Here is a 23,851-nt window from a genome sequence, read left to right on the forward strand (position 1 = left end):
CCTGATAGGGAGGTGTTGCGCCGGGCGCAAGAGGGTAATGTTGAGTAAATTAGTTTGTTATTTGCTGTTGCAGTTTTGCCGCGCACGCGCGGCGGCCGGAGGCGGATGCCCCCGGCTGCCAAAGCTCTATTTGGCCGCTGCGAAGGACATCAGCGCATAGGTGATCTGGGCGGTGGTGAATTCCGACACCCGGCTGTCCTCAGTCGGGGCCAGTTCCACCACGTCGCAGCCGGCCAGATTGCGGCCCGCCAGCGCTGAGCGCACGATGTTGAGCGCCTGATAATATCCAAGGCCGCCAGGGACGGGCGTGCCGGTGGCAGGCAGGATCGCCGGGTCCAGACCGTCCACGTCAAAGGAGACATAGACGTCCTGCGGAAAATTTTCGGGCAAGGTAACCGACTGGATGTTGCCGGTGACCAGCTCCTCTGCGTCGATGGAGATCACCTGGCAGGCGGCGCGGCGGTCGACCTCTTCCTGGCTCATGGCGCGGACGCCGTACTGGGCGATGCGGATCCCGTCTTCCTCGGCCAGCAGCTGCATCACCGAGGCGTGGGAGTGGCGTTCGTCCTGATAGGCCTTGCGCAGGTCGGCGTGGGCGTCGATCTGGACGATGCCCACGGGGCGCCCCAGCGCGCGGGCCACGCCGCGCACCGCGCCGTAGCTGAGCGCGTGTTCGCCGCCCAGCGTCACCGGCACCGCGCCTGCGGCCACCGCGGCCTCGGTGCGGGCGGCGATGCGCTCCATCACCTGGGGCAGCGGGCCGGTGCAGTCGATGGCGTCCTCGGTCACGATGCCTGCGGAGCAGGGTTCTGCGTCGCGGTAGAGGCGTTCCAGCTCGACGCTGGCTTCAAGAATGGCCTCAGGCCCGCCTTCGGTTCCGCCGCCGTAGGAGACGGTGCGTTCCAGCGGCACCGGGATCACCCGGAAGCGCGCGGTGGCGGGGTCGCGTTCGGCGTCGCTCAGTTCGCCTTCGAGAAAGTAGGTCATGACAGGCGGTCCTTGAAATCATCATAGGAGGGGGTGCGCAGGAGTTTCAGCGCGTCCGTTTCGGAGTTCCACAGCGCAATCGCGGGCAGGGGAACGCCGTTGAAAGTGTTGGTTTTGACCATCGAGTAATGCGACTGGTCAAGGAAGGCGATGCGGTCGCCGGGCTGCGGCGGCGTCGCAAACGCGTAGTCGCCGATCACATCGCCCGCGAGGCAGGACGGCCCGCCCAGCCGGTGCGGCGGCACGTCTGAGACTTCGCCCAGGAGGTCGGGGCGGTAGGGGGCCTCGATCACGTCGGGCATGTGGCATGTGGCGGAGATATCTGTGATAGCCAGCGGCATGGCGTTTTCGGCGACGTCCAGAATCTCGCCCACCAGAATACCGGAATGCAGCGCCACCGCCTCGCCCGGTTCGATAAAGACCTCGACATCGTAGGTTTCGCGGATGTGGCGGATCAGGGCGATCAGCCCGTCGCGGTTATAGTCCGGCATGGTGATGTGGTGGCCGCCGCCGAGGTTGATCCATTTGAGCTGCTTGAGGCGGGCGCCCATCTTCTCTTCCAGTGCAGCGAAGGTGCGCTGCAGCGGTTCGAACAGCTGTTCGCAGAGCGTGTGCATATGCAGGCCCTCGACGCCTTCCCAGTCCTGATCGCTCAGCTGCGACACCGGCGTGCCGAGGCGCGAGCAGGGGGCGGTGGGGTCGTATTTCTCGTTCCAGCCTTCGGAATGCTCGGGGTTCACGCGCAGGCCGATGGAGATGGTCTCACCCTTCGCGCGGGCCTCTGCGATCAGGGGGGCGAAGCGGCGGTGCTGGGCGGGGGAGTTGAAGATCAGGTGATCCGACAGGCGGATGATTTCCGGCAGGTCCTCGGCCTTGAAGCCCGCGGAATAGGTGGTGACCTCGCCGCCGAATTCCTCGCGCGCCAGCCGCGCCTCGTAAAGTCCGGAGGCGCAGGTGCCGGACAGGTAGCGCCGTACCAGCGGGGCAACGGCAAACATCGAGAACGCCTTGAGCGCCAGCAAGACATTGGCACCGGAGGCATCCGCCACCTGTTTCAGGATCGTCAGGTTACGCTCCACCGCGACCTCATCCACCACGAAACAGGGGGAGGGCACACGGTGCAGGTCGAAACGGGCAAAGCTTTCGGTGGAGAGTGCTTTGATGTCCATGGCGGGGTCTTTCGTTGCGGCGGGAACGGAAAGGGCCGGCTTCTGAAGAAACCAGCCCGAAATGTCTGGCCGCGGGCAGTGGATGCCCGCAGCCGGTGTCTTGGAGCGCTTAGAACTCCGGGTGGCCTTCCAGTTCGACCACCTGCCAGGGCAGGCCGTCGGTGTTCAGCATGTCCATGAAGGCATCCGGGTCCAGCTGTTCGGTGTTCCACACGCCCGGCTCGCGCCAAGTGCCGTTCATCACCATCGCCGCGCCGATCATCGCCGGCACGCCGGTGGTATAGGCCACCGCCTGGCTGCCGACCTCGGCATAGCATTCCTCGTGGTCGCAGATGTTGTAGATGTAATAGGTCTTCTCTGCGCCGCCGTCCTTGGCCGGGCCGGTGATGATGTCGCCGATACAGGTCTTGCCTTTGGTCAGCTCACCCAGTTCGGAGGGGTCCGGCAGCACGGTTTTCAGGAACTGCAGCGGGATGATTTCCTGGCCGTTGTGCATCACCGGCTCGATGCCGGTCATGCCGACGTTCTGCAGCACGGTGACGTGGTTGATGTAGGCATCGCCGAAGGTCATCCAGAAGCGGGCGCGCTCGATCTCGGGGAAGTGGGTCGACAGAGACTCCAGTTCCTCGTGATACATCAGGTACATGTTTTTCTTGCCCACGGCGGGGAAGTCGAATTCGTACTTATGGGTCATCGCCGGGCTTTCGACCCAGGCGCCGCCTTCCCAGTGGCGGGCCGGGGCGGTAACTTCGCGGATGTTGATTTCCGGGTTGAAGTTGGTGGCAAACGGTTTGCCGTTGTCGCCGCCGTTGCAGTCCAGCACGTCGATCAGGCGGATGCCCTCCAGCTTGTGCTTGCGCACCCAGGTGGCCATGATCGAGGTGACGCCCGGGTCGAAACCGGCGCCCAGGATCGCAGTCAGGCCCGCTTCCTTGAAACGCTCCTGATAGGCCCACTGCCATTTGTATTCGAACTTGGCCTCGTCTTCGGGCTCATAGTTGGCGGTGTCGAGATAGTGAATGCCGGCCTCGAGGCAGGCGTCCATCAGCACCAGATCCTGATAGGGCAGGGCGAGGTTCACCAGCAGCTCAGCGCCGGTTTCCTTGATCAGCGCCACGGTGTCGGCGACGTTCATTGCGTCCAGCTGCGCGGTGCGGATGGTGACGCCGGTGCGTTCCTTGACGTTGGCGGCGATCTCTTCGCATTTGGAGACCGTGCGGCTGGCCAGGGTGATCTCCTTAAAGATCTCCGGGTGCATGGCCATCTTGGTGACCGATACGGATCCGACGCCGCCGGCGCCAACAACCAGAACCTTTTCCATGTGTATTTTCCTTTGCAGATGGGGCCGGGGCCCCGGTGTTCCGATGTGCCCCTGGGTGGTCAGCCGGGGGGCGGCTTCAGTCGAAATAAGTGCTGCCCGCAAGGCTGTCCTTGTAGGCGGCAATCATCTGGCGTCGCTCCGCGGCGTTGACCTTGCCGGATTTCACGGCGCGTTCCACCCGCTTGCGGAAGGTCTCCAGGCACTGGCGCGGGTCGTATTCGACATAGGACAGCACCTCGGCGATGGTATCGGCCTCGGTCTCGTGCTCGATATCAAAGCCGCCCTGGCCGTCCAGAGAGATGGTGACCACGTTGGCATCGCCAAACAGGTTGTGCAAGTCGCCGAGGGTTTCCTGATAGGCGCCAACAAAGAACACGCCGATCAGGTAGTGCTCATCCTCGCGCAGGTCGTGGACCGGCAGCGCGTTGGAGGTGCCGTCGGCCAGGATGAAGTGATCCAGCTTGCCGTCGCTGTCGCAGGTGATGTCGGTGATCATCGCGTTGCGCGACGGCATCTCGTTCAGGCGCTGCAGCGGCATCATCGGGTGCAGCTGGTCGATCGCCCAGACGTCCGGCAGCGACTGGAACAGCGAGAAATTGCCCTGATAGTGGTCGGTGAAGGCGCCAAGGGCGCTGGCGGCCTCCGTGAGGCTTTCGTCGCCGCGGGCGGCGGCCTTGAAGAGACCCGCCAGATAGAGGAACGCCTGCTCGGCGCGCGACAGCTGCGCCAGCCCGATCTGGCCGCGGCGGAACAGCGCCCGCAGTTCATCGCGGTAATAGATCGCGTCGTTCAGCGCCTCCTGGAAGCGCGGTGCGCCGATGTAGGCCTCTACCGCCATCAGGTCGGAGACCAGGTGGTGGTCGTCGGGCTGCACCTCCGGCTTTTGCGGCGCGTCATAGAGCGTGGCGCCCAGCACCTCGAAGATGAAGATCGAGGAATGCGCGACAACGAAGCGGCCGCTTTCGGTGACGATGGCGGGGTGGGGCAGGCCCGCCTCATCCAGCGCGTAGCGGATGGTTTCAACGATGTTGGTGCAGTATTCGTTGACGGTGTAGTTGACCGAGTTGTCGTCGGGACGGCGGGCGCCGGTGTAGTCGACGCCCAGGCCGCCGCCGAGGTCCATATGCGTGAGCGGCGCGCCCATGCGGGTCAGTTCCACAAAGAAGCGGCAGGCCTCATCCGCGGCGCGGCGGATGTCGAAGATGTTGGGCACCTGGCTGCCCAGGTGGCTGTGCTGCAGCACCAGGCAATCCAGAAAGCCGCTGTCGCGCAGGCGGTCCATCAGGGTCACAAGATCATGGGCGCCAAGCCCGAAGGTGGAACGGTCGCCGGAGCTTTCCTGCCATTTGCCGGTGACGCGCTCGGTCAGCTTGACCCGCACCCCCAGGAGCGGGCGGATGTCCAGATCTTCTGCCACCCGGCGGATGATGTCGAATTCATCCAGCGTCTCAATGACGATGACGGTGTTGTGGCCCAGCTTGCGCGACAGGATCGCCAGCCGGATGAAGGCCTCATCCTTCGATCCGTTGCAGATCAAGAGCGCGTCTTCGGGCAGGGGCTGCGACAAGGCAATCATCAGCTCCGGCTTGGAGCCGGCCTCCAGCCCGTAGTTGAATTTCTGGCCCGCAGCCATCAGATGGCCGATCACCTCGGCCTGCTGGTTCACCTTGATCGGGAACACGCCGCGGTACTGGCCCTTGTAGCCCGCAGCCTCAATCGCGCCGTTGAAGGCGTCGTGCAGCTGGTTCAACGATTGTTCTAGGAACTGGTGCACCCGCAGCACCACCGGGGCGGAAATGCCGCGCGCTTCAATCGCTGCGATCACTTCCGGCAGCGGGGTCGGCTTGGCGTCCGGGTCCTGCGGCAGCCGCAGCGCCACGGCACCGTCCGGGGTGACCTCCAGCATGCCGCCGCCCCAGGCATCAAGGCCATAAAGGCCTTCGAAGGTTTCGCCGCTGCTCATCGGCTTTGCGCCTGTGCCGGGCGTTTAGGGAATTCGGAGAGGGGGAGCCGGTGCGGCATCGCGGGGCCTTTCTGTCCAGAGTTCGAGGGAGCTGGGAGGTGCAAAGCTGACGGTTCGGGTCGAAGCCTTATCAGGTGCAGGACCGTGCGGTGGCCGCCTCCTTACAATCGGGGGTCCGCTGCATCAAGAGGTTTTCTGCAGGCAGGGCGGTGATTTGCGCGCCTTCGCCGGGCGGGCGCATGCGCTGGCTGCCGCCGGGGCAGCGAAATGGCGCGTCTGGACTTTTGCCGCATGTGCCGGTAAGCCCCCCTTGATTTTCAGCAAGCCTTCGTCAGCCAGCCGAATTCCATCTCATTCGAGGACAGGAAATGGCACATTGGAAGGTTTTGCAACTGGCCGCGCCGGTTTTTTTCGCCCTGGCGGGTGCGGCATCGGCGCAAGGACTGGCGGTGGAGACCGCACGCGGCAGGGTCGAGCTGCCTGAAACTCCTGAAAGAATCGTGGTTCTGGATGTGGCTGCGGCGGACACGCTGGGCGCGCTCGGGGTTCAGCCCGTGGGCCTGCCTGCCGAGATGTTCGTGAGCTATCTGGATGATCTGAAGGAGCATGCCGAGTCTGCCGGCACGCTGTTTGAGCCGGATTTCGAGGCGATTGCCATGCTGGCGCCGGACCTGATCGTGGCGGGCGGGCGGTCTTCCACCCAAGTTGAGCCGCTGGCGGAGATTGCGCCGGCCATCGACATGACGATCTGGGACACCGATCTGGCAGAGCAGGCACTGGCGCGGCTGCGCAGCTATGGACAGCTGACCGGGCGCGAAGACCGGGCGGCAGAGCTGGAAGCGGCGTTCAACGCCAAGCTGTCAGAGGCCAGGGCGGCAGTGGCCGGGCGTGGCGATGCGCTGATCGTGATGACCAACGGGCCGCGGGTGTCGGCCTACGGGGCGCAGTCGCGGTTCGGCTGGCTGCATCAGGCGCTGGAGCTGCCGGAGGCGGTGCCGGATCTGGATGCGCAGACCCATGGCGAGGCCATTTCGTTCGAGTTCATTGCCGCCGCAGATCCCGACTGGCTGATCGTGGTGGACCGGGCAGTGGCGCTGGGGCAGGGCAATCAGGCGGCAGCAGTGACGCTGGACAACGCGCTGGTGGCGGGCACCAAGGCCTGGGCCGCGGGGCAGGTGATTTATCTGAACGCCGCCAATATCTATGTGGCGGGCGGCGGCATCCAGTCGATGAACGCGACATTGGAGGAAATCAAAGCCGGGTTTTCGCAGGGCGTCAAAGCCGGTGGCTGATCTGGCCGCCCCCAATACGCCTGCGCCGCGCCGCTGGCTGCTGCTGGCGGCGGGATTGCTGGTGCCGCTGGCCGCGGTCAGCCTGCTGGTGGGGGCCGGGCCGCTGCCGCTGGGCACGCTGCTGAGCGATCCGCAGGCGCTGCAGGTGCTGGCGGTCAGCCGCATCCCGCGCACCGCCGCGGTGCTGCTGACCGGTGCGGCGATGGCTGTGGCCGGGGTGATCATGCAACTGCTGGTGCGCAACAAGTTTGTCGAGCCGGGCACCACCGGCACCGGCGAGGCAGCGATGCTTGGCCTTCTTGCGGTGACGCTCCTGGCCCCCGGCGCGCCCATTCTGGTCAAGATGCTGGCGGCCGCCGGGGCGGCGCTGGCGGGCACCGGTGTCTTCATGCTGCTGGCGCGGCGCATCCCGCCGCATCAGGTGCTGCTGATCCCCCTGTCCGGGCTGGTCTATGGCGGGCTTCTGATGGCGGTGGCCACCTTCATCGCCATCGAGGGCGGGCTGCTGCAGTACCTTGGTGTGTGGATGAGCGGCGAGTTCTCGGGCATCCTTGCGGGCCGGTATGAGCTGCTGTGGCTGGCGGGCGGGCTGGCGCTGCTGGCCTATTTTGCCGCCGATCAGTTCACCATTGCGGGGCTGGGGCGCGATGTCAGCCTGAACCTGGGCCTGCGTTACGGGCAGGTGCTGGGGTTTGGCATTGTCACCGTGTCGCTGGTGTCATCTCTGGTGATTGTGACAGTGGGGATGCTGCCCTTTATCGGCTTGGTGGTGCCCAATCTGGTGTCGCGCCTGATGGGCGACAACCTGCGCGAAAGCCTGCCGGTTGTGGCCGCTGCAGGGGCAGGGCTGCTGCTGGTCTGCGATATCCTGGGGCGTGTGCTGCGGTATCCCTATGAGATCCCGGCAGGCACTGTCTTTGGCATCTTTGGTGCTGCTGTTTTCCTGTACCTTCTGCTGGGGCGGCGGGCCAATGGCTGACCGGCGGCTGATTGTTCTGGGCTGCTTGTTGGCGGCGACGGCGGCGCTGTTCCTGTTCTGGGGCTTGCGCGGGCCAGCCGCCTACATTCTGGAGCTGCGGCTGGTCAAACTGACGGCCTTGCTGGCGGTCGGCGCCTCAGCAGGCGTGGCAACGGTCCTGTTCCAGACCATCAGCCAGAACCGTATCCTGACGCCCTCGATCATGGGGTTTGATGCGCTGTTTCTGCTGCTGCAGACCGGGCTGGTGGCAGGGCTGGGCGCTGCGGGCGCCAGCCGGATAAGCGGCCTGTCGGGCTTTGCGCTGGAAACCGCGGTGATGCTGGGAGCGGCGCTGGTGCTGTTCACCAGCCTCCTTAGCCGCACCCGCCACGATATCCAGCTGATGGTGCTGGCGGGCGTGGTGCTGGGGGTGATGTTCCGCACCCTCACCGCCTTTTTGCAGCGGCTGATGGAGCCTTCGGAGTTCACCATGGTTGAGGCGCGGATGTTTGCCCAGTTCAGCGGCATCGACCGCTCCGCGCTGATGGCGGGGCTGGCGCTGATGGCGCTGGCTGCCCTGTGGCTGGTACGCAATCACCGTGTCCTGGATGTGGCCGCGCTGGGGCGCACCCCGGCGCGCAGCCTTGGCGTGGGTTATGACGGGCTGCAGCTGCGGGTGCTGTGCCTGATTGCGGCGCTGGTTTCGGTTGCGACCGCGCTGGTGGGGCCGCTGGCCTTCCTTGGCCTGCTGGTCACCAGCCTTGCCCACAGCCTGATGCAGAGCCACCGCCACGCGCTGCTGTTGCCCGCCGCCGCCTTGATAGGCGCGCTGATCCTTGTGGCCGGGCAAACGGTGTTCGAGCGGCTGCTGCATCTGCAATCCACCCTGGCCGTTGTCATCGAGTTCTGCGGCGGTCTGTTGTTCCTTGTCCTGCTGGTGAGAGGAAAAATCCGGTGATCCAAGTCTCAAATCTCAGCTACGGCGCCGCGGGAAACCCCATCCTGCAAAACGTGAGTGCTGAAATCCCGCCGGGGCGGGTGACGGCGCTGATCGGTCCCAATGGCGCGGGCAAATCAACGCTGCTGAATCTGATCGCCCGGCAGCTGACCGCCGCGGGCGGCAGCATCCGCATGGATGGGATGGATCTAGTGCAGGCAGCACCGGCGCAGCTGGCGCGCAAGATGGCAGTGGTGGCGCAGCATCTGAGCGTTGCCAGCCGGGTCCGGGTGCGCGACCTGATCGGCTTTGGCCGCTGGCCGCACAGCGCGGGGCGGCTGAGGCCTGCTGATCATGCTGCCATTGACGGGGCGGTGGCGCTGTTTGATCTGGGCGGCCTGCAGACCCGGTTCCTGGATGAGCTGTCCGGCGGCCAGCGGCAGCGGGCCTTTATCGCCATGGCCTATGCCCAGGACACCGACTGGCTGCTGCTGGACGAGCCGCTCAATAACCTCGACCTCAATCACGCCCGCAACCTGATGGCGCAGCTGCGGCATCTGGCAGAGGCGCAGGGCAAGGGGATCGTGATCGTGGTGCATGATCTGAATTATGCGATCAGCTGGTCCGATCACGTGGTGGCGCTGCGGGACGGGCAGGTGGCCTTTCAGGGTCCGGTGGCAGAGGCTGCTACTGCGGAGCGCCTGACCGCGCTGTACCAGACGCCGGTGGCAATCACGCGGCTGGAGGGTCAGGTGTTTGCGCAGTACCACCGGTAAGGTTGCGGATTGTAATAATGGTTATGTTGAATTTGAGGTGCCAACCCATCATACCGGCAGGCGCAGGGCCGCGCAGCCTTTCAGTGCAGCGGCATCATCCAGGATGACATGCACCGGGGCGGCGATGCGGGCGTCGAGTGCGAAGGGCTGGCGGAAGTGCTCTGCAAAGACAGCCCGCGCCGGGGATGAGAGAATGCTGCGGGCCACGGCACCTGCGAAATACATGCCCTGCGCGGGCAGGAAAGCCAGCATCAGGTTGCGGGCCAGCAGCGCCAGCAAGTGTGCATAGAAGGCTTGGAAGTCCGGTGTGCCGGCGCCGCCTTCGGGGAAATACGCGCGCACCGCTGCATGGCCGCGGCCGGAGAACAGATGTTCGACCGTGGCAAATGCCTCTGCCTCCGGCACATGGCCGCGCAGGTGCTGGGCCACGTCCAGCGGCAGGCTGACATGGCCGTATTCCACGTTCAGGCATTGCACCTGGCCGCCGGCGTGCAGCACCGGCGACAGGTTGAAGCCGGTGCCGATGCCCACCACCAGCCGCTGGCCGTCTTTGCCCGGAGCATCCGATGGCGCGGTCACCGTATCGAGGCACTCAGCGCCCAGTTGCGGACAGGCCTGCCCCAGTGCTGCGAGGTCGTTCAGCAGATGCACCTGCGCGCCATTCAGATGCCGCGACAGGGCCGCGGCGTCGAAATGCCAGTCCCGGTTGGTGAGCCGCGCGGTGGTGCCGGTGACCGGTCCGGCGATGGCAATGGCGACCTCTGCCACGCCGCCGGGGGCGGCGGTTTGCAGGTAGAGGTTCATCACCTCGGCAAAGCTACCAAAAGCGTCGTTGCGGAAGCTTTGCACCGTGTCCGCCAGCAGCACGCCGTCTCTCGCCAGCCCCAGTCTTGTATTGGTGCCGCCCACATCGGCGGCCAGCCGCAGCCCGGTCAATTCAGCCGCTCGCCGGTTGCGGGCGAGAAGTAGGAGACCTTGGACAGGTCAAATGCCAGATCCAGCATCTGCCCCGGCTGCGCCCGCGTCTCCGCATGCAGCCGCGCGGTTACCTGTTTACCGCCGAGGTTGGAGACCACATAAGTGTCCGCACCTGCGGGCTCCACCATGTCGATCAGACAGGCGGCCTCCTGCACGCCTTCGCCTGCGCGGAAGCCTGCCTCGGCAATGTCCTCGGGGCGCACGCCCAGGATCACGTCCTGCGGCAGGCCGGTGGCGCGGCTGTCCTTCAGCACGATCGGGGCGCTGCCGCCGCAGTCCATCTCGATCCGTGTGCCCTCGCCGTTGCCCTCAGCCCGGGCCGGGATCAGGTTCATCGCCGGGCTGCCCATGAAATCGGCCACAAACAGGTTGGCGGGCTTGTTGTAGATCTCGGCCGGCGTGCCGATCTGCTGCACCACCCCGCCCTTCATCACCACGATCTTGGTTGCCAGCGTCATCGCCTCGATCTGGTCGTGGGTGACATAGACCATGGTGGCGCCGAGGTTGTGGTGCAGCTTCTTGATCTCGGTGCGCATCTCGACCCGCAGCTTGGCGTCGAGGTTCGACAGCGGCTCGTCGAACAGGAACAGCTTGGGGTCGCGCACCAGCGCCCGGCCCATTGCCACCCGCTGGCGCTGGCCGCCCGACAGCTGGCCAGGGCGGCGGTCCAGCAACGCCTCGATCTGCAGCTGTGCTGCCACTTCTTGCAGCTTGCGGTCCTGAGTGGCGGCATCGGCGCCGCGCACCTTCATGCCGAAGGTGATGTTCCTGGCAACTGTCATCGTCGGGTAGAGCGCATAGGATTGGAACACCATGGCAATGTCGCGGTCCTTGGGGCTGACATGGGTCATGTCGCGGCCGCCGATTTCGATCTGCCCGCCGGAGATCGGCTCTAATCCGGCGATGCAATTCAGCAGCGTGGACTTGCCGCAGCCGGAGGGGCCGACCAGCACCAGGAAGTCGCCCGGCTCGATGCTGACGTTGATGTCCTTCAGGATCTCGGTTGCGCCGTAGTTTTTGCGCAGGTTGGTGATGTCCAGAATGGGAGCCATGAGTTTACCCTTTCACAGAGCCAGCGGTCAGGCCGCGGATGAAGTATTTGCCGGCGACGGCATAGACCAGAAGTGTCGGCAACGCGGCGATGATCGCGGCGGCCATGTCGACGTTGTATTCCTTCACGCCGGTGGTCGAATTGACGATGTTGTTGAGCGCCACGGTCACCGGCTGGGTGCCCGCCTGGCTGAAGGAGACGCCGAACAGGAAGTCGTTCCAGATCTGGGTGAACTGCCAGATCACGGTCACCACGATGATCGGCAGCGATAGCGGCAGGAAGATCGACCAGAAGATCCGGAAGAAGCCTGCGCCGTCCACCTTGGCCGCCTTCACCAGATCCTGCGGGATGGTGACATAGAAGTTGCGGAAGAACAGCGTTGTGAAGCCGATGCCGTAGATCACATGGACAAAGATCAGCCCCGGAATGCTGCCCGCCAGCCCCATCAGACCCAGCATCCGTGCCATCGGCAGCAGAACCACCTGAAACGGGATGAAGCAGCCGAACAGCATCAGCGAGAAGATCAGGTTGGCGCCGCGGAACCGCCATTGCGCGATCACATAGCCATTGGCCGCGCCCAGCATGGTGGAGATCGCCACCGCAGGCACCGCGATCACGACGGAGTTCCAGAAGAACGGGCGCAGGCCCTCGCATTGGATGCCGGTGCAGGCCTCCGACCAAGCGGTGCGCCAGGCGTCGAACGTCACTTCGCGCGGGAAGGCGATCAGGCTGCCGGTGCGGATTTCCTCCAGGCTTTTGAGCGAGGTGGTGATCATCACAAAGAGCGGCATCAGGTAGAACAGGGCAAACAGGCCCAGGAGGGTGAACAGCGTCCAGCGCAGGGCGAAATGGCTCCAGTTGCGGCGGCTGGCTGCGGCGGCGGGGGCAAGCGTCACATCAGTCATGTTTGGCCCTCAGCTCAGAGTAGAGATACGGAACGATGATCGCGAACACCACGCCCATCATCACCATGGCGGAACTGGCCGCCTGGCCGATGTCGCCGCGGGAAAAGGCCATCGTGTACATATAGGTGGCGGGCAGATCGGTGGCATAGCCGGGACCGCCGCCGGTAAGGGCAATCACCAGGTCGAAGCTCTTGATCGCCAGATGCGCCAGCACGATGAAGGCGGAGAGGAAGATCGGCGCCATCGAAGGGATGATGATCGCGGTATAGATCCGCCAAGCCGGGATGCCGTCGACCTGCGCGGCCTTGATGATCTCGCCATCGACCCCGCGCAGTCCCGCCAGGAACAGTGCCATCACGAAACCTGACGCCTGCCAGACACCTGCGATGACCACCGCATAGATCGCCTTGTCCGGGTTGATCACCCAGTCGAAGGTGAAGCTGTCGAACCCCCAGCCGCGGACCATCGCCTCCAGGCCGAGGCCGGGGTTCATGATCCACTTCCAGGCGGTGCCGGTCACGATCAGCGACAGCGCCATCGGGTAGAGGTAGATGGTGCGCAAGACGCCCTCGGTGCGGATCTTCTGGTCCAGCAGGATAGCCAGCATCAGGCCGAGGACCATGGAGATCAGGATGAACAGCGTGCCGAACACAAACAGGTTCGACATCGCGGTATCCCAGCGCGGCGCGTTGAACAGGCGCTCGTACTGGATCAGCCCTTCGATTTCGTATTTCGGCAGCAGGCGGGAGCGGGTCAGCGAGACCCAGGCGGTCCAGGCGATGAAGCCGTAGACAAACACCAGCACCGCGGCGAAGGACGGTGCCAGCACCATCTTCGGAATATGACGTTCAAGCCATTCAGTCATGGTAACGGCCCTTGAATAGGTGGCCCCGCATCCCGGAGGACGCGAGGCCTGGGGGAGATCAGAGCGAGTTAGCGACAGCGTCAGCCAGCATCTGCACGGCCTCAGCCGAGGACATTTCGGAGTTGAAATGCGCGGTTACCACGTCGGTGATGGCGCCGGCCTGCGCGCCGCGCAGGGCCATGCCGTGGGCATAGCTGGGCAGCAGAGAGCCGCCCTCGGCACTGTCGCCCATGTCCTTGGCCGACAGATGCGCGCAGGTGTCAAACGCATCCAGTTTCACGTCCACCCGTGCCGGGATCGATCCCTTGTTGAGGTTGAAAACCTCCTGGAATTTCGGCCCGACGATCAGCTTGGCCAAAAGGTCCTGCCCGGCCTGCTTGTCTTCGCCGTCCACCTCGAACATGGCAAAGCTGTCAACGTTATAAAGGAACCCGTCGCCAGGCACCGAGGCGCAGAGGAAGTCCTTGCCCGGCTCCTTGCCCGCGGCCAGGAACTCGCCCTTGGCCCAGTCGCCCATGATCTGGAACGCCGCCTCGCCGTTCATTACCATCGAGGTGGCCAGGTTCCAGTCGCGGCCCGGGAAGTTGGCGTCCACATAGCCGCGCATCTTGCGCATCTGGTCGAAGACCGCCGCCATCTTGTCCGACTTCAGCGTGTCCATATCCAGGTCGACAAAGGCCTTGCGGAAGTCTTCCGGGCCCAGGATCCCAAGCGCCACGGCTTCAAAGACGGTGGCGTCCTGCCAGGCCTGGCCGCCATGCGCCAGCGGGGTGATGCCCGCGGCCATCAGCTTGTCGGCGGCAGCGTTGAAGTCTTCCCAGGTCTGGGGCATTTCGATGCCGTTGGCCTCCAAGAGCGCGGCATTGGCCCAGATCCAGTCGACCCGGTGCACGTTCACCGGCGCCGCGCACCATTTGCCCTCGCATTTCATATGTTCGGCGATCGAGCCGGGCAGCACGTCCCCCCAGCCCTCGGCCTCCGCGACAGAGGAGATATCGGCCAGCACGCCTTCCTCGTACCATTCCTGGATGGCGGGGCCTTTCAGCTGCACTGCGGTGGGCGCGTTGCCGGAGAGCACCCGGGCGCGCAGCGCGGTCATCGCCGCATCGCCGCCGCCGCCGGCCACCGGCATGTCGGTCCAGGTGCCGCCGTTGTCAGCGAATTCCTGTTGCAGCACCGCGGCGGACTTGGCCTCGCCGCCGGACGTCCACCAGTGCAGAACTTCGGCCTCCGGTCCGGCCGCTGCCGGTGCCGCACAGGCCAGTGCCACGGCCGATACGGCCGCAAAAGCGGTGTATTTCATCGCTCATTCCTCCCTTGTGTGACGGCTGCTCCCCGCAGCCTTCGCCAATCAGCTTGCCCGGTCCCGGTGCTTCATTTCAATTGCCCGGCAATGGTCCGGACGCCTGCAGCAGCAGTTTTTCCGTCCGCCTGTTACCTGTTGTTACGCAGCAATTGATTTTGTTGCATGATGTTACAAACAAACAGGCGGGACAGCCGCAAGGGGCGGTTTCGGGGAGGAGAGCAACAGATGGCGATTCCGCGGCTTCTGGTGGTGGATGACGACGTTGAGACGCGCATGATGCTGACCCAGTACCTGCGCCAGAACGGCTTTATCGCCCTGCCCTGCGGCAGCGAGGCGGAGATCCGCGAGCAGATCGGCGCGGGCCGGATCGACCTGATCCTGCTCGATGTGATGCTGGGCGATGAAAACGGGGTGGAGATCTGCACCCGGCTGCGTGCCGAGCAGGATGTTCCGATCATTCTGGTGTCGGCGCTGTCCGCCGATCACCAGCGGATGGCGGGGTATGAATCCGGCGCGGATGACTACATCGCCAAGCCGTTCAACCCCGATCTGCTGCTGGCCCGAGTCCGCGCCGTGCTGCAGCGGGCACGGCGGTCGTCGTCGCTGATCTACCGGCGCAGCGTCGCAACCTTCCGGTTTGCCGGCTGGACCTATGACGCCAAGCGGGACGAAGTGATCTCTCCCGCAGGCGTGCAGGTGGCGCTGTCGCGGCGCGAGACCGGCTTGCTCAAGGTGTTTCTGGCAAACCCGCATATTCCGCTGACGCGTGAAGAGATCGCCGCGGCGCTGGATGTGACCGGCGACGGCGGAACAGAGGAGGGTTCAGGCCGCGCCATCGACGTGCTGGTGGGCCGGCTGCGCTCAAAGATCGAAGACACCCCCAAGGCGCCAGCGCTGCTGCGCACCGAGCGCGGCACCGGCTATGTCCTGTCGGTGGATGTCGAGACCGGCGGGGATTGAGGCAGGTGGCGCTGCGGCTCAGAACCCGGGGGCTGATCCTGCTGCCGCTGGCCTTTGCCGCCGGGCTGGGCGGTGCCTGGGGCTGGTTCCATTCGGGTGCCAGCTGGCAGGCGCATCTGACCCGCGCGGCCATTTCCGGCATTACATTGGACGCCACCCTGCGCCGCGCCGCGCCGCCGCCTGCGGGGGTGACGGTCACGCTCGTGGGGCCGGAACAGGCCGCGTTTCTGGCGGCGGGTGATTATCTGCGGCTGCAGGGGATCGCGAAGCCCTCCCTGTTCACCAATGTCTCGATCCTGGACAGCGGCCCCGATCCCCTGTCGGGGGAGGTTCTGGCGCTGGTTATCGCCTCCCCCGCCCTGCGGTATCCGGTGGCGGAACTGCCGCCCGCAGGCGGCGCCACCGCGGCAGAGAAACTGGGGGCGGTAACCCGGCTGCTGGCCACCTATTGCAGCGAGCCGGTGGTCTTCGCGCGCGCGGGCTATGGCCCCTGGCAGCGGGTCGACGGCACTGCTGTCTGGGGCTGTTCCGCCACGCCGCGCGACTTGCGCCTGCCGACGGTTCTCTTGTCGCTGCTGGCCCTGGCGGTGCTGGCGACGCTGGTAATGGACACCTCGGCCCATTTCGACCGCTTCGCCCGCGCCCTGCGTCACCGCCGCCGACTGGGCGGGCCGGATGCTTATGCGCTGCAAGGCCCCGGCGAGCTGCAGGAAATCGTGACGGCGGTGAACAGCTATCTGGAGACCGAGCGGGAACAGCTTGCCAGCCGTGCGGCGGTGCTGTCCGGCGTCAGCCATGACCTTGGCACCCCCGCGACCCGGCTGCGGCTGCGCGCGGCGCTGATCCAGGACACTGAACTGCGGCAGAAGTTCGAGGCAGATCTGGACGCCATGACCGGGATGATCGAGAGCGTGCTGACCTACACCCGCGCCGAGATGAGCGCCGAAACCCCGCGCCGCCTGTCGCTCAGTTCCCTGGTGGAGGCGCTGGCCGCCGATTATCAGGACACCGGCAAGCCGGTGGAGCTGCTGCCGCCGGAACCGCAGGTGGCGTCGGGCGGGCGGTCCGTCTTCACCTCGGCGCCGGGGCACAGCGCGGTGCCGGAGGGCCAGCCGATGCTGGTCGTGGCCCGCCCGGTATCACTGCAGCGGGCCGTGACAAATCTGATCGACAACGCGCTGAAATACGGACGCCGCGCCGCCATTGGCCTCAGCGCCACGGCCGATCACGCGATCATCACGGTGGAGGACGAAGGGTCCGGCATGACTGCGGCGAAGATCACCGAAGTGATTGCTCCGTTCCAGCGCGGCGGCAACACGCGGGCCATCGACGGCTTTGGCCTGGGGCTGACCATCGTTGCCACGGTGGCGGAACAGCACGGCGGGCGGCTGTACTTCGAGGACGGCAGGCGGGGATTGCGCGCCGTCCTCGAAATTTGCCGGAACTGACGCTAGCCCAGCACCGCCTTCACTGCGCGCAGGGTGGCGGCGACCACCTGATCGGCCTCGGCGCGGGTCAGGCAGAACGGCGGTGCAAAACCCAGGATGTCGCCCTGCGGCATGGCGCGGGCGATCACCTTGTCCTGCTCCAGCAGCTTGGCTGAGATCTGCGGCCCGATCTTGTCCGCGGCGTCAAAGAAGGTGCGGCTGTCCTTGTCCTTCACAAATTCCACCGCACAGAGCATCCCCTCGCCGCGAACTTCGCCAACATTGGCATGGCCCGCCAGCGCCTCTGTCATCGCAGCGTTCAAATAGGCGCCGGTTTCGCCTGCGTTGCTGACGAGGTTCAGTGCGTCGATCAGCTTGAGATTCGCCACCCCTGCCGCTGCCCCGATCGGATGCGCCGAATAGGTCCAGCCATGGCCGATTGGGCCATTCTCGTCGGTGCCCTGCTCCAGCACCTTCCAGACCTTGTCTGAAACGATGGAGCCGGACAGCGGTGCATAAGCTGACGTCAGACCCTTGGCGATGGCGATGATATCCGCCTCGATCCCGTAATGGTCAGAGCCGAACATGGTGCCAAGCCGTCCGAAACCGGTCACGACTTCATCCGCCACCAGCAGGATGTCATGCTTCTTCAGCACCGCCTGAATGGCCTGCCAGTAGCCCGCGGGCGGCGGCACAATGCCGCCGGTGCCCAAAACCGGCTCGCCGATGAAAGCCGCAATGGTGTCCGCGCCCTCGCGCTCGATCAACGCTTCCAGTTCGGCGGCGCAATGGGCCACGAACTGTTCTTCGCTTTGCTCCAGATTGTCGCGGCGGTAGTAATACGGCGCCTCGGTGTGGATCACCTGCTCCACCGGCAGGTCGAACTTCTTGTGGAACAGCTCAAGGCCCGTCAGCGAGCCGGTGACGAGGCCGGAGCCGTGATAGCCGCGCCAGCGGGAGATGATCTTCTTCTTTTCCGGGCGGCCCAGAATGTTGTTGTAATACCAGATCAGCTTGACGTTGGTCTCATTGGCGTCAGAGCCGCCGAGGCCGAAGTAGACCTTGGACATGTTCTTGGGCGCCCGGTCCAGAATCATCTTGGCCAGGGTGATCGAAGTCTCGGTGCCATGGCCCACATAGGAATGGTAATAGGCCAGCTCCCGCGCCTGATCCGCAATGGCTTCGGCGATCTCCTGGCGGCCATAGCCCACGTTCACGCAGTAAAGCCCGGCAAAGGCATCCAGCAGCTTGTTGCCGTCCCGGTCCTCGATAAAGACGCCGGAGGCGGTTTTTATGACCCGGTTCGGGCTTTCACCGCGGGCGTGCTGGGCAAGATGGGTTGAAGGGTGGAAGAAGTTTTCGCGGTCCCAGTGGTCAAGCTGGTCGTTCTTCAGCATCGGTTATCCTCACAAATAAGGCGGCGCGCCGCCGGTTGATTTTCGGGAGGAAGGCTGCGCGGATCCTGCGCAGGTGTTGCGCGGGATAGGCGGGCATCTCCACCCGACCCTCAGCAGCAGCGCGCAATGCCTTTATTGCCAGGGTAAGACAGGCCTACACGGCCCATCCGTTTATTTCCAGTTTTTGTTCAGCTGCCGATCACTCCAATCACCGCCACGCAGTCACCGGATTTGATCAGGCCGGGGAAGTGGCGGCTGATCACCAGCCCTGCACGGAGGGCGCGGTATTCCACCGGCGGCTGGCCGGTGCGGTCCAGCGGCCAGACCCGCGCCAGCAGGTCGCCCTTGGCCACCGGTGCGCCCAGATCTGCCATGATCTCAAACAGCCCGCCACCTTCGCTGAACAGGAAGCAGTCGTCGTCCGGCATGGTCAGGCTGATGGTGTCATCCATCTGCATTTTGCCTTTCAGGATGCCTGCATGGATCAGCACATTGCGCAGCCCCTTCTTGGCAATGGCATTGCTGCGCGCTGTCGAAGACCCGCCGCCGCCCAATTCCGTGGTGACCAGCACCTTGCCCATCTGCTCGACCGCGGTGTCATACATGCCTGCGCTGTCGATCTCCAAAAGCTCGACCGAACAAGGCGCATTGAATGCCCTCATCGCGGCAAAACACGCCTCCTGCGTGGCCTTGTCCTCCAGGATATGGGCGGCGGCGAAGGGCACGAAGTCCAGCGTCTTGCCGCCGGAGTGGAAATCCACCGCCAGATCCGCCAGCGGCAGCAGGGTGCGCTGGAAGTAATCGGCTATCTTTTCAGTCACAGTGCCATCAGGGCGGCCCGGAAACGCGCGGTTCATATTGCCCTTGTCGATGGGCGAGGTGCGGGTGCCAGCCCGGTAGGCCGGGTAGTTGAAGGCAGGCACGATGATCAGCCGGCCGGTCACATCCTCAGCCTTGGTGGTTGCGGCCAGTTCCTGCAGCGCAATCGGGCCTTCGTATTCATCGCCGTGGTTGGCGCCGGTCAGCAGCGCGGTCGGCCCCTCGCCGTTTTTGATCACCGTCAGCGGGATCATCACCGACCCCCATGCGCTGTCATCCCGGCTGTAGGGCAGTTTCAGAAAGCCGTGATGCACCCCGTCCTGATCCAGCGGGATGGTGGGAGAGATTGGGTTTGCCTTCATGGATCAGTCCTTTACCAGCATCTTGCGCGGCACATTGGACAGGCATTCCGGCCCGCTCTCGCCGATGCGGATGCTTTCGGTGATTTCAAACCCCCAATCCTCCATCCAAAGGCCGGTCATGAAATGGAAGGTCATGTTCTCCTGCAGCACCGTGGTATCGCCCGGGCGCAGCGACATGGTGCGCTCGCCCCAGTCCGGCGGGTAGCTGACCCCGATCGGATAACCGGTGCGGTTGTCCTTTTCGATGCCGTTTTTTTTCAGCACCTTGAAAAACGCTTTGGCGATATCCTCGCAGGTGTTGCCGGCCCTGGCCCTCTCCAGCCCTGCCTCCATGCCCTCGAGCACTGCCTTTTCCGCGTCCAGAAAGGTCTGCGTTGGCTTGCCCAGGAACACGGTGCGCGACAGCGGGCAGTGGTAGCGGTGCACAACGCCCGCGATTTCAAAAAACGTGCCCGCGCCGGATTTCATCGGCAGGTCGTCCCAGGTAAGATGCGGCGCGGCGGCGTCGGAACCGGAGGGCAGCAGCGGCACAATCGCGGGGTAGTCGCCGCCAAAGCCCAGATCGGCGTCATAACGCAGGCCCGCGTCATAGATATCCGCCACCAGGTCGCATTTGCGCATTCCCGGTTCGACCTTGTCGAAAATCCGCTGATGCATCCGTCCGACGATCTGCCCCGCCTGCCGCATATAGGCGAGTTCCGCCTCGGACTTCACCGCCCGCTGCCAGTTCACCAGCGCGTTGGCATCGGCAAAGCGCGCGTTGGGCAGATGCTTTTGCAGCGACGCATAGGCGGCGGCTGTGAAATAGTAATTGTCCATCTCGACGCCGATCACGCCGCCGTCCAGCCCGCGGTCCCGCAGTTGCGCCGACAGGTAATCCATCGGGTGGCGTTCGGTGGACTGCACGTAATGGTCCGGGTAGCCGATGATATTGGCCGGATCCATGAAACAGGTGCGCAGCGCGCCGTTGGCGTCCTGGCTACGGCCATACCACAGCGGTTCGCCCTCCAGCGTCAGCACCACGCATTGATGCACATAGAAGGACCAGCCGTCATAGCCGGTAAGCCAGTTCATGTTCGAGGGATCGGTGACGATCAGCAGGTCAAGCCTGCGGCGGGCCATTTCGGCCCGGGTCTTGTCCAGACGCGCCTGGTATTCGGTGCGGGTGAAATACAGCGTCGGCTGTGCCATTTCGCGGCTCCTGGTTGCTCAGCGGGCAAAGGCGCACCGGTTACTGCCGCAGCAGCAGGGCGGGCGGTGATTCCCTCGGCTGCCTGCACCAGACCCACCGGTTCCGGCACTGGCCCGGGGCCTTCTGGCCAGCCTTGTGACGACTTGTCCTGCGAGTCAATTTTTTTATTGTCACGCGACAATCAGAAGGCCAGCGAAGCGGCCCCTTCCGGCGGCTGGCGCAGCATTCCGGCCAGCAGTTCCAGCGCCTGCCGGAAGCGGGCCGGATCCTGCACGCTGCCAAGCGAGATCCGCACCGCGTTCTGCGGCGGCACCCGCGGTGCCAGGAACGGGGTGTCCGGCGCCACTGAGACCTGCAACTGCCGGGCGTAGGCGGCAAAGCCTTCACTGGTCCAACCGTTTTCCAGCGGCAGCCACAGGTGCAGCGCTGCCGGGTGGCCCTGCCAGTGCCAGCCCTGCAGCACCTCGGCGGCGATGGCGTGGCGCTCCGCCAGCGCCCGGCGCTGCCAGCGAGCCAGTTCCAGCGCGGTGCCGTCCTGCACCCAGCGGCTGGCCAGCTCACCCATCAGCGGCGTTGCCATCCAGCTGAACACCACGATACGCCCGGTGAGGGCCGGCAGCAGATGCTCCGGCGCCGCCAGATAGCCCGCCCGCAGCCCCGGCAGGGTGCATTTGGTGAAACTGGTCAGATAGACCGTGCGCTCCGGCGCCAGCGCCGCAACCGGGGTTGGGCGGTCTGCGGCGACCGGACCCAAAGCGTCGTTTTCGATGATCAGCAGATCATGCCGCCGGGCCACATCCGCCAGTGCCTGGCGGCGCTCCAAGGGCATCATCCCGGCGGTCGCATTGGCCAGGGATGGCAGCAGAAACAAGAGCTTGGGACTGTTCCTGCGGCAGTACTCCTCCAGCGCATCCGGCAGCATTCCATCGCCGTCCGTCTCCAGCCCACCCAGCGTCAGGCCCAGGCTGGCACAGGCGGGGATCAGCAGGTGATGGGTGATCTTCTCCGCCACCACCGTGTCTCCGGGGCGGGCCAGCGCGGTCAGTGCCGCCGACAGCCCGTGGCTGACTCCGTTGGTCACCAGAATGCGTTCCACCGGTGCCTCCAACCCGCAGATCCTGAGCCATTCAGCACCCGCCTTACGGTGCGCCTGATGACCCGCATTGGGCCGGGTCGACAGGTAGCAGGCAGGGTCCAGCCCTTCCGGCAGCTGCCGAAGCGCCTGCTGAAACCGCTCCGCGTGCAGCGGTGCGAACAGCGGCCGCGAGATCGACAGGTCGTAGCCGCCGCCAGTCTCCGGTTGCAGCCGGTAAGGCGGGCTGCCGCCTGCCTCTGCGCCTGTCACGAAACTGCCGCGCCCGACCTGGCCGTCAATCAGCCGCTGCCGCCGCAGGCTGTCATAGGCCTTGCTGACCGTATGCACGCTGAGACCCAGCTCCTGAGCCATCCGCCGGTGGGTCGGCAGCTGTGCACCCGTTGCCAGGCGGCCGTCGGAGATCGCCCTGGCCAGGGCCTGCGCCAGGCTGGCATGCAGCGGCGGCGTGAGGGTCTCGGGATCGGGATACCAGATTGTCATGCGTCAATCCTACCTTTGCGCAGCGGGAATGCACAGCCCTCCCCGGCCTGGCGGTACCGGCCCCGCAAACGGAATAGCGCCCCAGTTTAACTAACTTCAAGGCAACTCTCCGGCCTGCCGTTAACCCAATGTTTGCTGCCCTTTGGCAAGGATTATGGCGGAAATACGGCGGCTTTGCCGCAATTGCCCGAATGGGGCCGTGAACATTCCCCATTCCGCCGGCAGCTTAAAGGTCCGCCCGCGCCCTTCCGGCCCGGGACCGAGCAGCCAGGAGGAACAGACGCCGTGCCGCACGACCCATCTTCCGCCGATCCGGCGCAGACCTGCGAACTGCCATGCGGCTTCAAGCTGCTTCAGGGCCAGTACCAGATTGAGCGCCCGCTGATCAGCGGGGGCTTCGGCATCACTTATCTGGCGCGCGACAGCCTGGAGCGGCGGGTGGTGATCAAGGAATGCTTTCCCGCGGGGCTGTGCCGCCGCAACGGCCCGGAGGTGGAACCGGCGACGCCGGAGCACGGCAAGTCCTGCCGCAACGTGCTGCGTGCCTTCTTGCGTGAGGCACATCTGCTGGCCCGCGCCGAGCACCCCGGCATCGTTGGCGTGCATCAGGTTTTCAAGGAAAACCAGACCGCCTACATCGCGATGGAGTTCATTGACGGTCTTGACCTGCTGACCGTGCGCGAGGAACAGCCTGAGCGGCTGACCGCACCGGTGCTGCGGCAGATTCTGACGCAGGCGCTGGAGGCGCTTGGCTGCCTGCACGGGATTGGCATCCTGCACCGCGACATCTCGCCCGACAATCTGCTGCTGGGCCAGGACGGCATCCTGACCCTGATCGACTTCGGTGCTGCGGCTGGCAGCACCCCCAAGGACGACACCGCGCTGCCGATGCTGTTGGCGGTCAAGGACGGTTACTCGGCGCATGAGCTGTATAAGCCCGACCTGCCGCAGCGCCCGGCCTGTGACATATACGCGCTTGGTGCCACCTTTTATTATCTGATCACCGGCGCACCGCCTCCGGGCAGCCAGCAGCGGCTGAACGCGGTGATGGCCGGCAACCCGGATCCTTGCCGGCCGTTGCTGGGCGGGCCCTGGGCGGCGGACCCTGCGCTTCTGGCCACTGTTGATCAGGCAATGTCGGTGCCGCCCGCTGAACGGTTTCAGTCAGCCCGAGCCTGGGCAGAGATGCTGGCGGAGTATGAGGCCGAAGAGCTGGTGCCTGCCACCGCAGCGACAGAGGCAGCACTTGAATCCTTTGATAACGGTGAACTGGACGCAACCATCGCCGATCTGGTCGCCTCGACCAATTCCAGCCTGACCCCGGGCCAGCCGCGCATTGTCCGGGCGGAGACTGCACCCGGACCGGCACCGCAGGAACCCCGCCAGATGGTCAACCTGTTCGGTGAGCCGGTCAGCGACCTGGAAGCCTGGCTGGCGGAAGAGGACTCCCGCAACAGGCGCAGCAGAAAAGCCCCCGCCGCCGGACAGCTCCCCGCGGCCGCGGCAAGCAGCATCGCAAGTGCAGACAAACCAACATTCGCAGGCCGCCTGCGCAAGATTTTCGGGTTCCAGAACGGCACCCCGGCAACCGTTAAGAACTGAAGGAAACC

20 protein-coding genes are annotated in these 23,851 nt (G+C 65.0%); 7 read left to right on the forward strand and 13 right to left on the reverse strand.

Annotated elements, in window-relative coordinates; translation table 11 throughout:
• Window positions 1-126: 126 nt before the first annotated feature.
• The 4 genes from speB to speA form a co-directional block, all read right to left on the reverse strand.
• Window positions 127-987, reverse strand: a complete 861-nt coding sequence (gene speB / locus RA26_RS20520; RefSeq protein ID WP_039187022.1) for an agmatinase — start codon at window positions 985-987, stop codon at window positions 127-129.
• Window positions 984-2,156 (reverse strand): carboxynorspermidine decarboxylase, encoded by a 1,173-nt coding sequence (locus tag RA26_RS20525; RefSeq protein ID WP_039187025.1) that lies wholly within the window; start codon window positions 2,154-2,156, stop codon window positions 984-986. Before RA26_RS20525 ends, speB begins: the two co-directional genes overlap by 4 nt.
• Before the next feature lie 109 nt (window positions 2,157-2,265).
• The gene (locus RA26_RS20530; RefSeq protein WP_039187028.1) at window positions 2,266-3,477 is read right to left on the reverse strand and encodes a saccharopine dehydrogenase family protein; all 1,212 of its coding nucleotides are present in this window, start codon (window positions 3,475-3,477) and stop codon (window positions 2,266-2,268) included.
• A gap of 76 nt (window positions 3,478-3,553) precedes the next feature.
• The gene (gene speA / locus RA26_RS20535; protein WP_039187031.1) at window positions 3,554-5,440 is read right to left on the reverse strand and encodes a biosynthetic arginine decarboxylase; all 1,887 of its coding nucleotides are present in this window, start codon (window positions 5,438-5,440) and stop codon (window positions 3,554-3,556) included.
• A gap of 368 nt (window positions 5,441-5,808) precedes the next feature.
• Between speA and RA26_RS20540 the strand changes: the two genes are divergently transcribed.
• Genes RA26_RS20540 through RA26_RS20555 form a run of 4 tightly spaced genes read left to right on the forward strand, consistent with a single transcriptional unit; the run spans window position 5,809 to window position 9,403 of the window.
• On the forward strand, window positions 5,809-6,732 hold the full coding sequence (locus RA26_RS20540; protein ID WP_039187033.1) for a siderophore ABC transporter substrate-binding protein: 924 nt from the start codon (window positions 5,809-5,811) through the stop codon (window positions 6,730-6,732).
• Window positions 6,725-7,711, forward strand: a complete 987-nt coding sequence (locus RA26_RS20545; RefSeq protein WP_082015898.1) for an iron chelate uptake ABC transporter family permease subunit — start codon at window positions 6,725-6,727, stop codon at window positions 7,709-7,711. Before RA26_RS20540 ends, RA26_RS20545 begins: the two co-directional genes overlap by 8 nt.
• Window positions 7,704-8,648, forward strand: a complete 945-nt coding sequence (locus RA26_RS20550; protein WP_039187036.1) for an iron chelate uptake ABC transporter family permease subunit — start codon at window positions 7,704-7,706, stop codon at window positions 8,646-8,648. The genes RA26_RS20545 and RA26_RS20550 overlap by 8 nt, the downstream gene beginning before the upstream one ends.
• A complete protein-coding gene (locus RA26_RS20555) occupies window positions 8,645-9,403 on the forward strand; it encodes an iron ABC transporter ATP-binding protein (protein ID WP_039187038.1) in 759 nt (252 codons plus the stop codon). Before RA26_RS20550 ends, RA26_RS20555 begins: the two co-directional genes overlap by 4 nt.
• A 48-nt stretch (window positions 9,404-9,451) precedes the next feature.
• On the opposite strand, the gene RA26_RS20560 is transcribed toward RA26_RS20555, so the two are convergent.
• Genes RA26_RS20560 through RA26_RS20580 form a run of 5 tightly spaced genes read right to left on the reverse strand, consistent with a single transcriptional unit; the run spans window position 9,452 to window position 14,505 of the window.
• Entirely contained in the window at window positions 9,452-10,339 is an 888-nt protein-coding gene (locus tag RA26_RS20560) for a glucokinase (protein ID WP_039187041.1), read from the reverse strand.
• Window positions 10,336-11,433 carry an ABC transporter ATP-binding protein gene (locus RA26_RS20565; RefSeq protein WP_039187043.1) on the reverse strand — a complete coding sequence of 366 codons (1,098 nt, stop codon included), beginning with the start codon at window positions 11,431-11,433 and terminating at the stop codon, window positions 10,336-10,338. The genes RA26_RS20560 and RA26_RS20565 overlap by 4 nt, the downstream gene beginning before the upstream one ends.
• A gap of 4 nt (window positions 11,434-11,437) precedes the next feature.
• On the reverse strand, window positions 11,438-12,337 hold the full coding sequence (locus RA26_RS20570; RefSeq protein ID WP_019296495.1) for a carbohydrate ABC transporter permease: 900 nt from the start codon (window positions 12,335-12,337) through the stop codon (window positions 11,438-11,440).
• Window positions 12,330-13,202: a carbohydrate ABC transporter permease gene (locus RA26_RS20575; RefSeq protein WP_039187046.1), complete on the reverse strand. Its 873-nt coding sequence runs from the start codon at window positions 13,200-13,202 to the stop codon at window positions 12,330-12,332. The genes RA26_RS20570 and RA26_RS20575 overlap by 8 nt, the downstream gene beginning before the upstream one ends.
• 58 nt (window positions 13,203-13,260) lie before the next feature.
• Window positions 13,261-14,505 carry an ABC transporter substrate-binding protein gene (locus RA26_RS20580; protein WP_039187048.1) on the reverse strand — a complete coding sequence of 415 codons (1,245 nt, stop codon included), beginning with the start codon at window positions 14,503-14,505 and terminating at the stop codon, window positions 13,261-13,263.
• A gap of 228 nt (window positions 14,506-14,733) precedes the next feature.
• On the opposite strand from RA26_RS20580, the gene RA26_RS20585 reads away from it, so the two are divergent.
• Entirely contained in the window at window positions 14,734-15,468 is a 735-nt protein-coding gene (locus tag RA26_RS20585) for a response regulator transcription factor (RefSeq protein WP_039187050.1), read from the forward strand.
• A 5-nt stretch (window positions 15,469-15,473) separates the two neighbouring features.
• Complete coding sequence (locus tag RA26_RS20590; protein WP_039187053.1) at window positions 15,474-16,916, forward strand: sensor histidine kinase; 1,443 nt, start codon at window positions 15,474-15,476, stop codon at window positions 16,914-16,916.
• 2 nt (window positions 16,917-16,918) lie between these two features.
• Here the strand turns inward: RA26_RS20590 and RA26_RS20595 are convergent, their stop codons facing one another.
• The 4 genes from RA26_RS20595 to ehuR all read right to left on the reverse strand — a co-directional run bounded on the left by RA26_RS20595 (window position 16,919) and on the right by ehuR (window position 22,241).
• Window positions 16,919-18,292 carry an aspartate aminotransferase family protein gene (locus tag RA26_RS20595; protein WP_039187054.1) on the reverse strand — a complete coding sequence of 458 codons (1,374 nt, stop codon included), beginning with the start codon at window positions 18,290-18,292 and terminating at the stop codon, window positions 16,919-16,921.
• Window positions 18,293-18,480: 188 nt separating this feature from the next.
• Window positions 18,481-19,473 (reverse strand): N(2)-acetyl-L-2,4-diaminobutanoate deacetylase DoeB, encoded by a 993-nt coding sequence (doeB, locus tag RA26_RS20600; RefSeq protein ID WP_039187055.1) that lies wholly within the window; start codon window positions 19,471-19,473, stop codon window positions 18,481-18,483.
• Window positions 19,474-19,476: 3 nt separating this feature from the next.
• A complete protein-coding gene (doeA, locus tag RA26_RS20605) occupies window positions 19,477-20,664 on the reverse strand; it encodes an ectoine hydrolase DoeA (RefSeq protein ID WP_039187057.1) in 1,188 nt (395 codons plus the stop codon).
• A 182-nt stretch (window positions 20,665-20,846) separates the two neighbouring features.
• On the reverse strand, window positions 20,847-22,241 hold the full coding sequence (gene ehuR / locus RA26_RS20610; RefSeq protein ID WP_039187059.1) for a MocR-like ectoine utilization transcription factor EhuR: 1,395 nt from the start codon (window positions 22,239-22,241) through the stop codon (window positions 20,847-20,849).
• A gap of 285 nt (window positions 22,242-22,526) precedes the next feature.
• On the opposite strand from ehuR, the gene RA26_RS20615 reads away from it, so the two are divergent.
• Window positions 22,527-23,843, forward strand: coding sequence for a serine/threonine protein kinase (locus tag RA26_RS20615; RefSeq protein WP_039187062.1), 1,317 nt, complete (start codon window positions 22,527-22,529; stop codon window positions 23,841-23,843).
• Window positions 23,844-23,851: the final 8 nt, after the last annotated feature.

It is taken from the genome of Leisingera sp. ANG-M7, from assembly GCF_000813965.1.
Taxonomy (GTDB): Bacteria; Pseudomonadota; Alphaproteobacteria; order Rhodobacterales; family Rhodobacteraceae; genus Leisingera.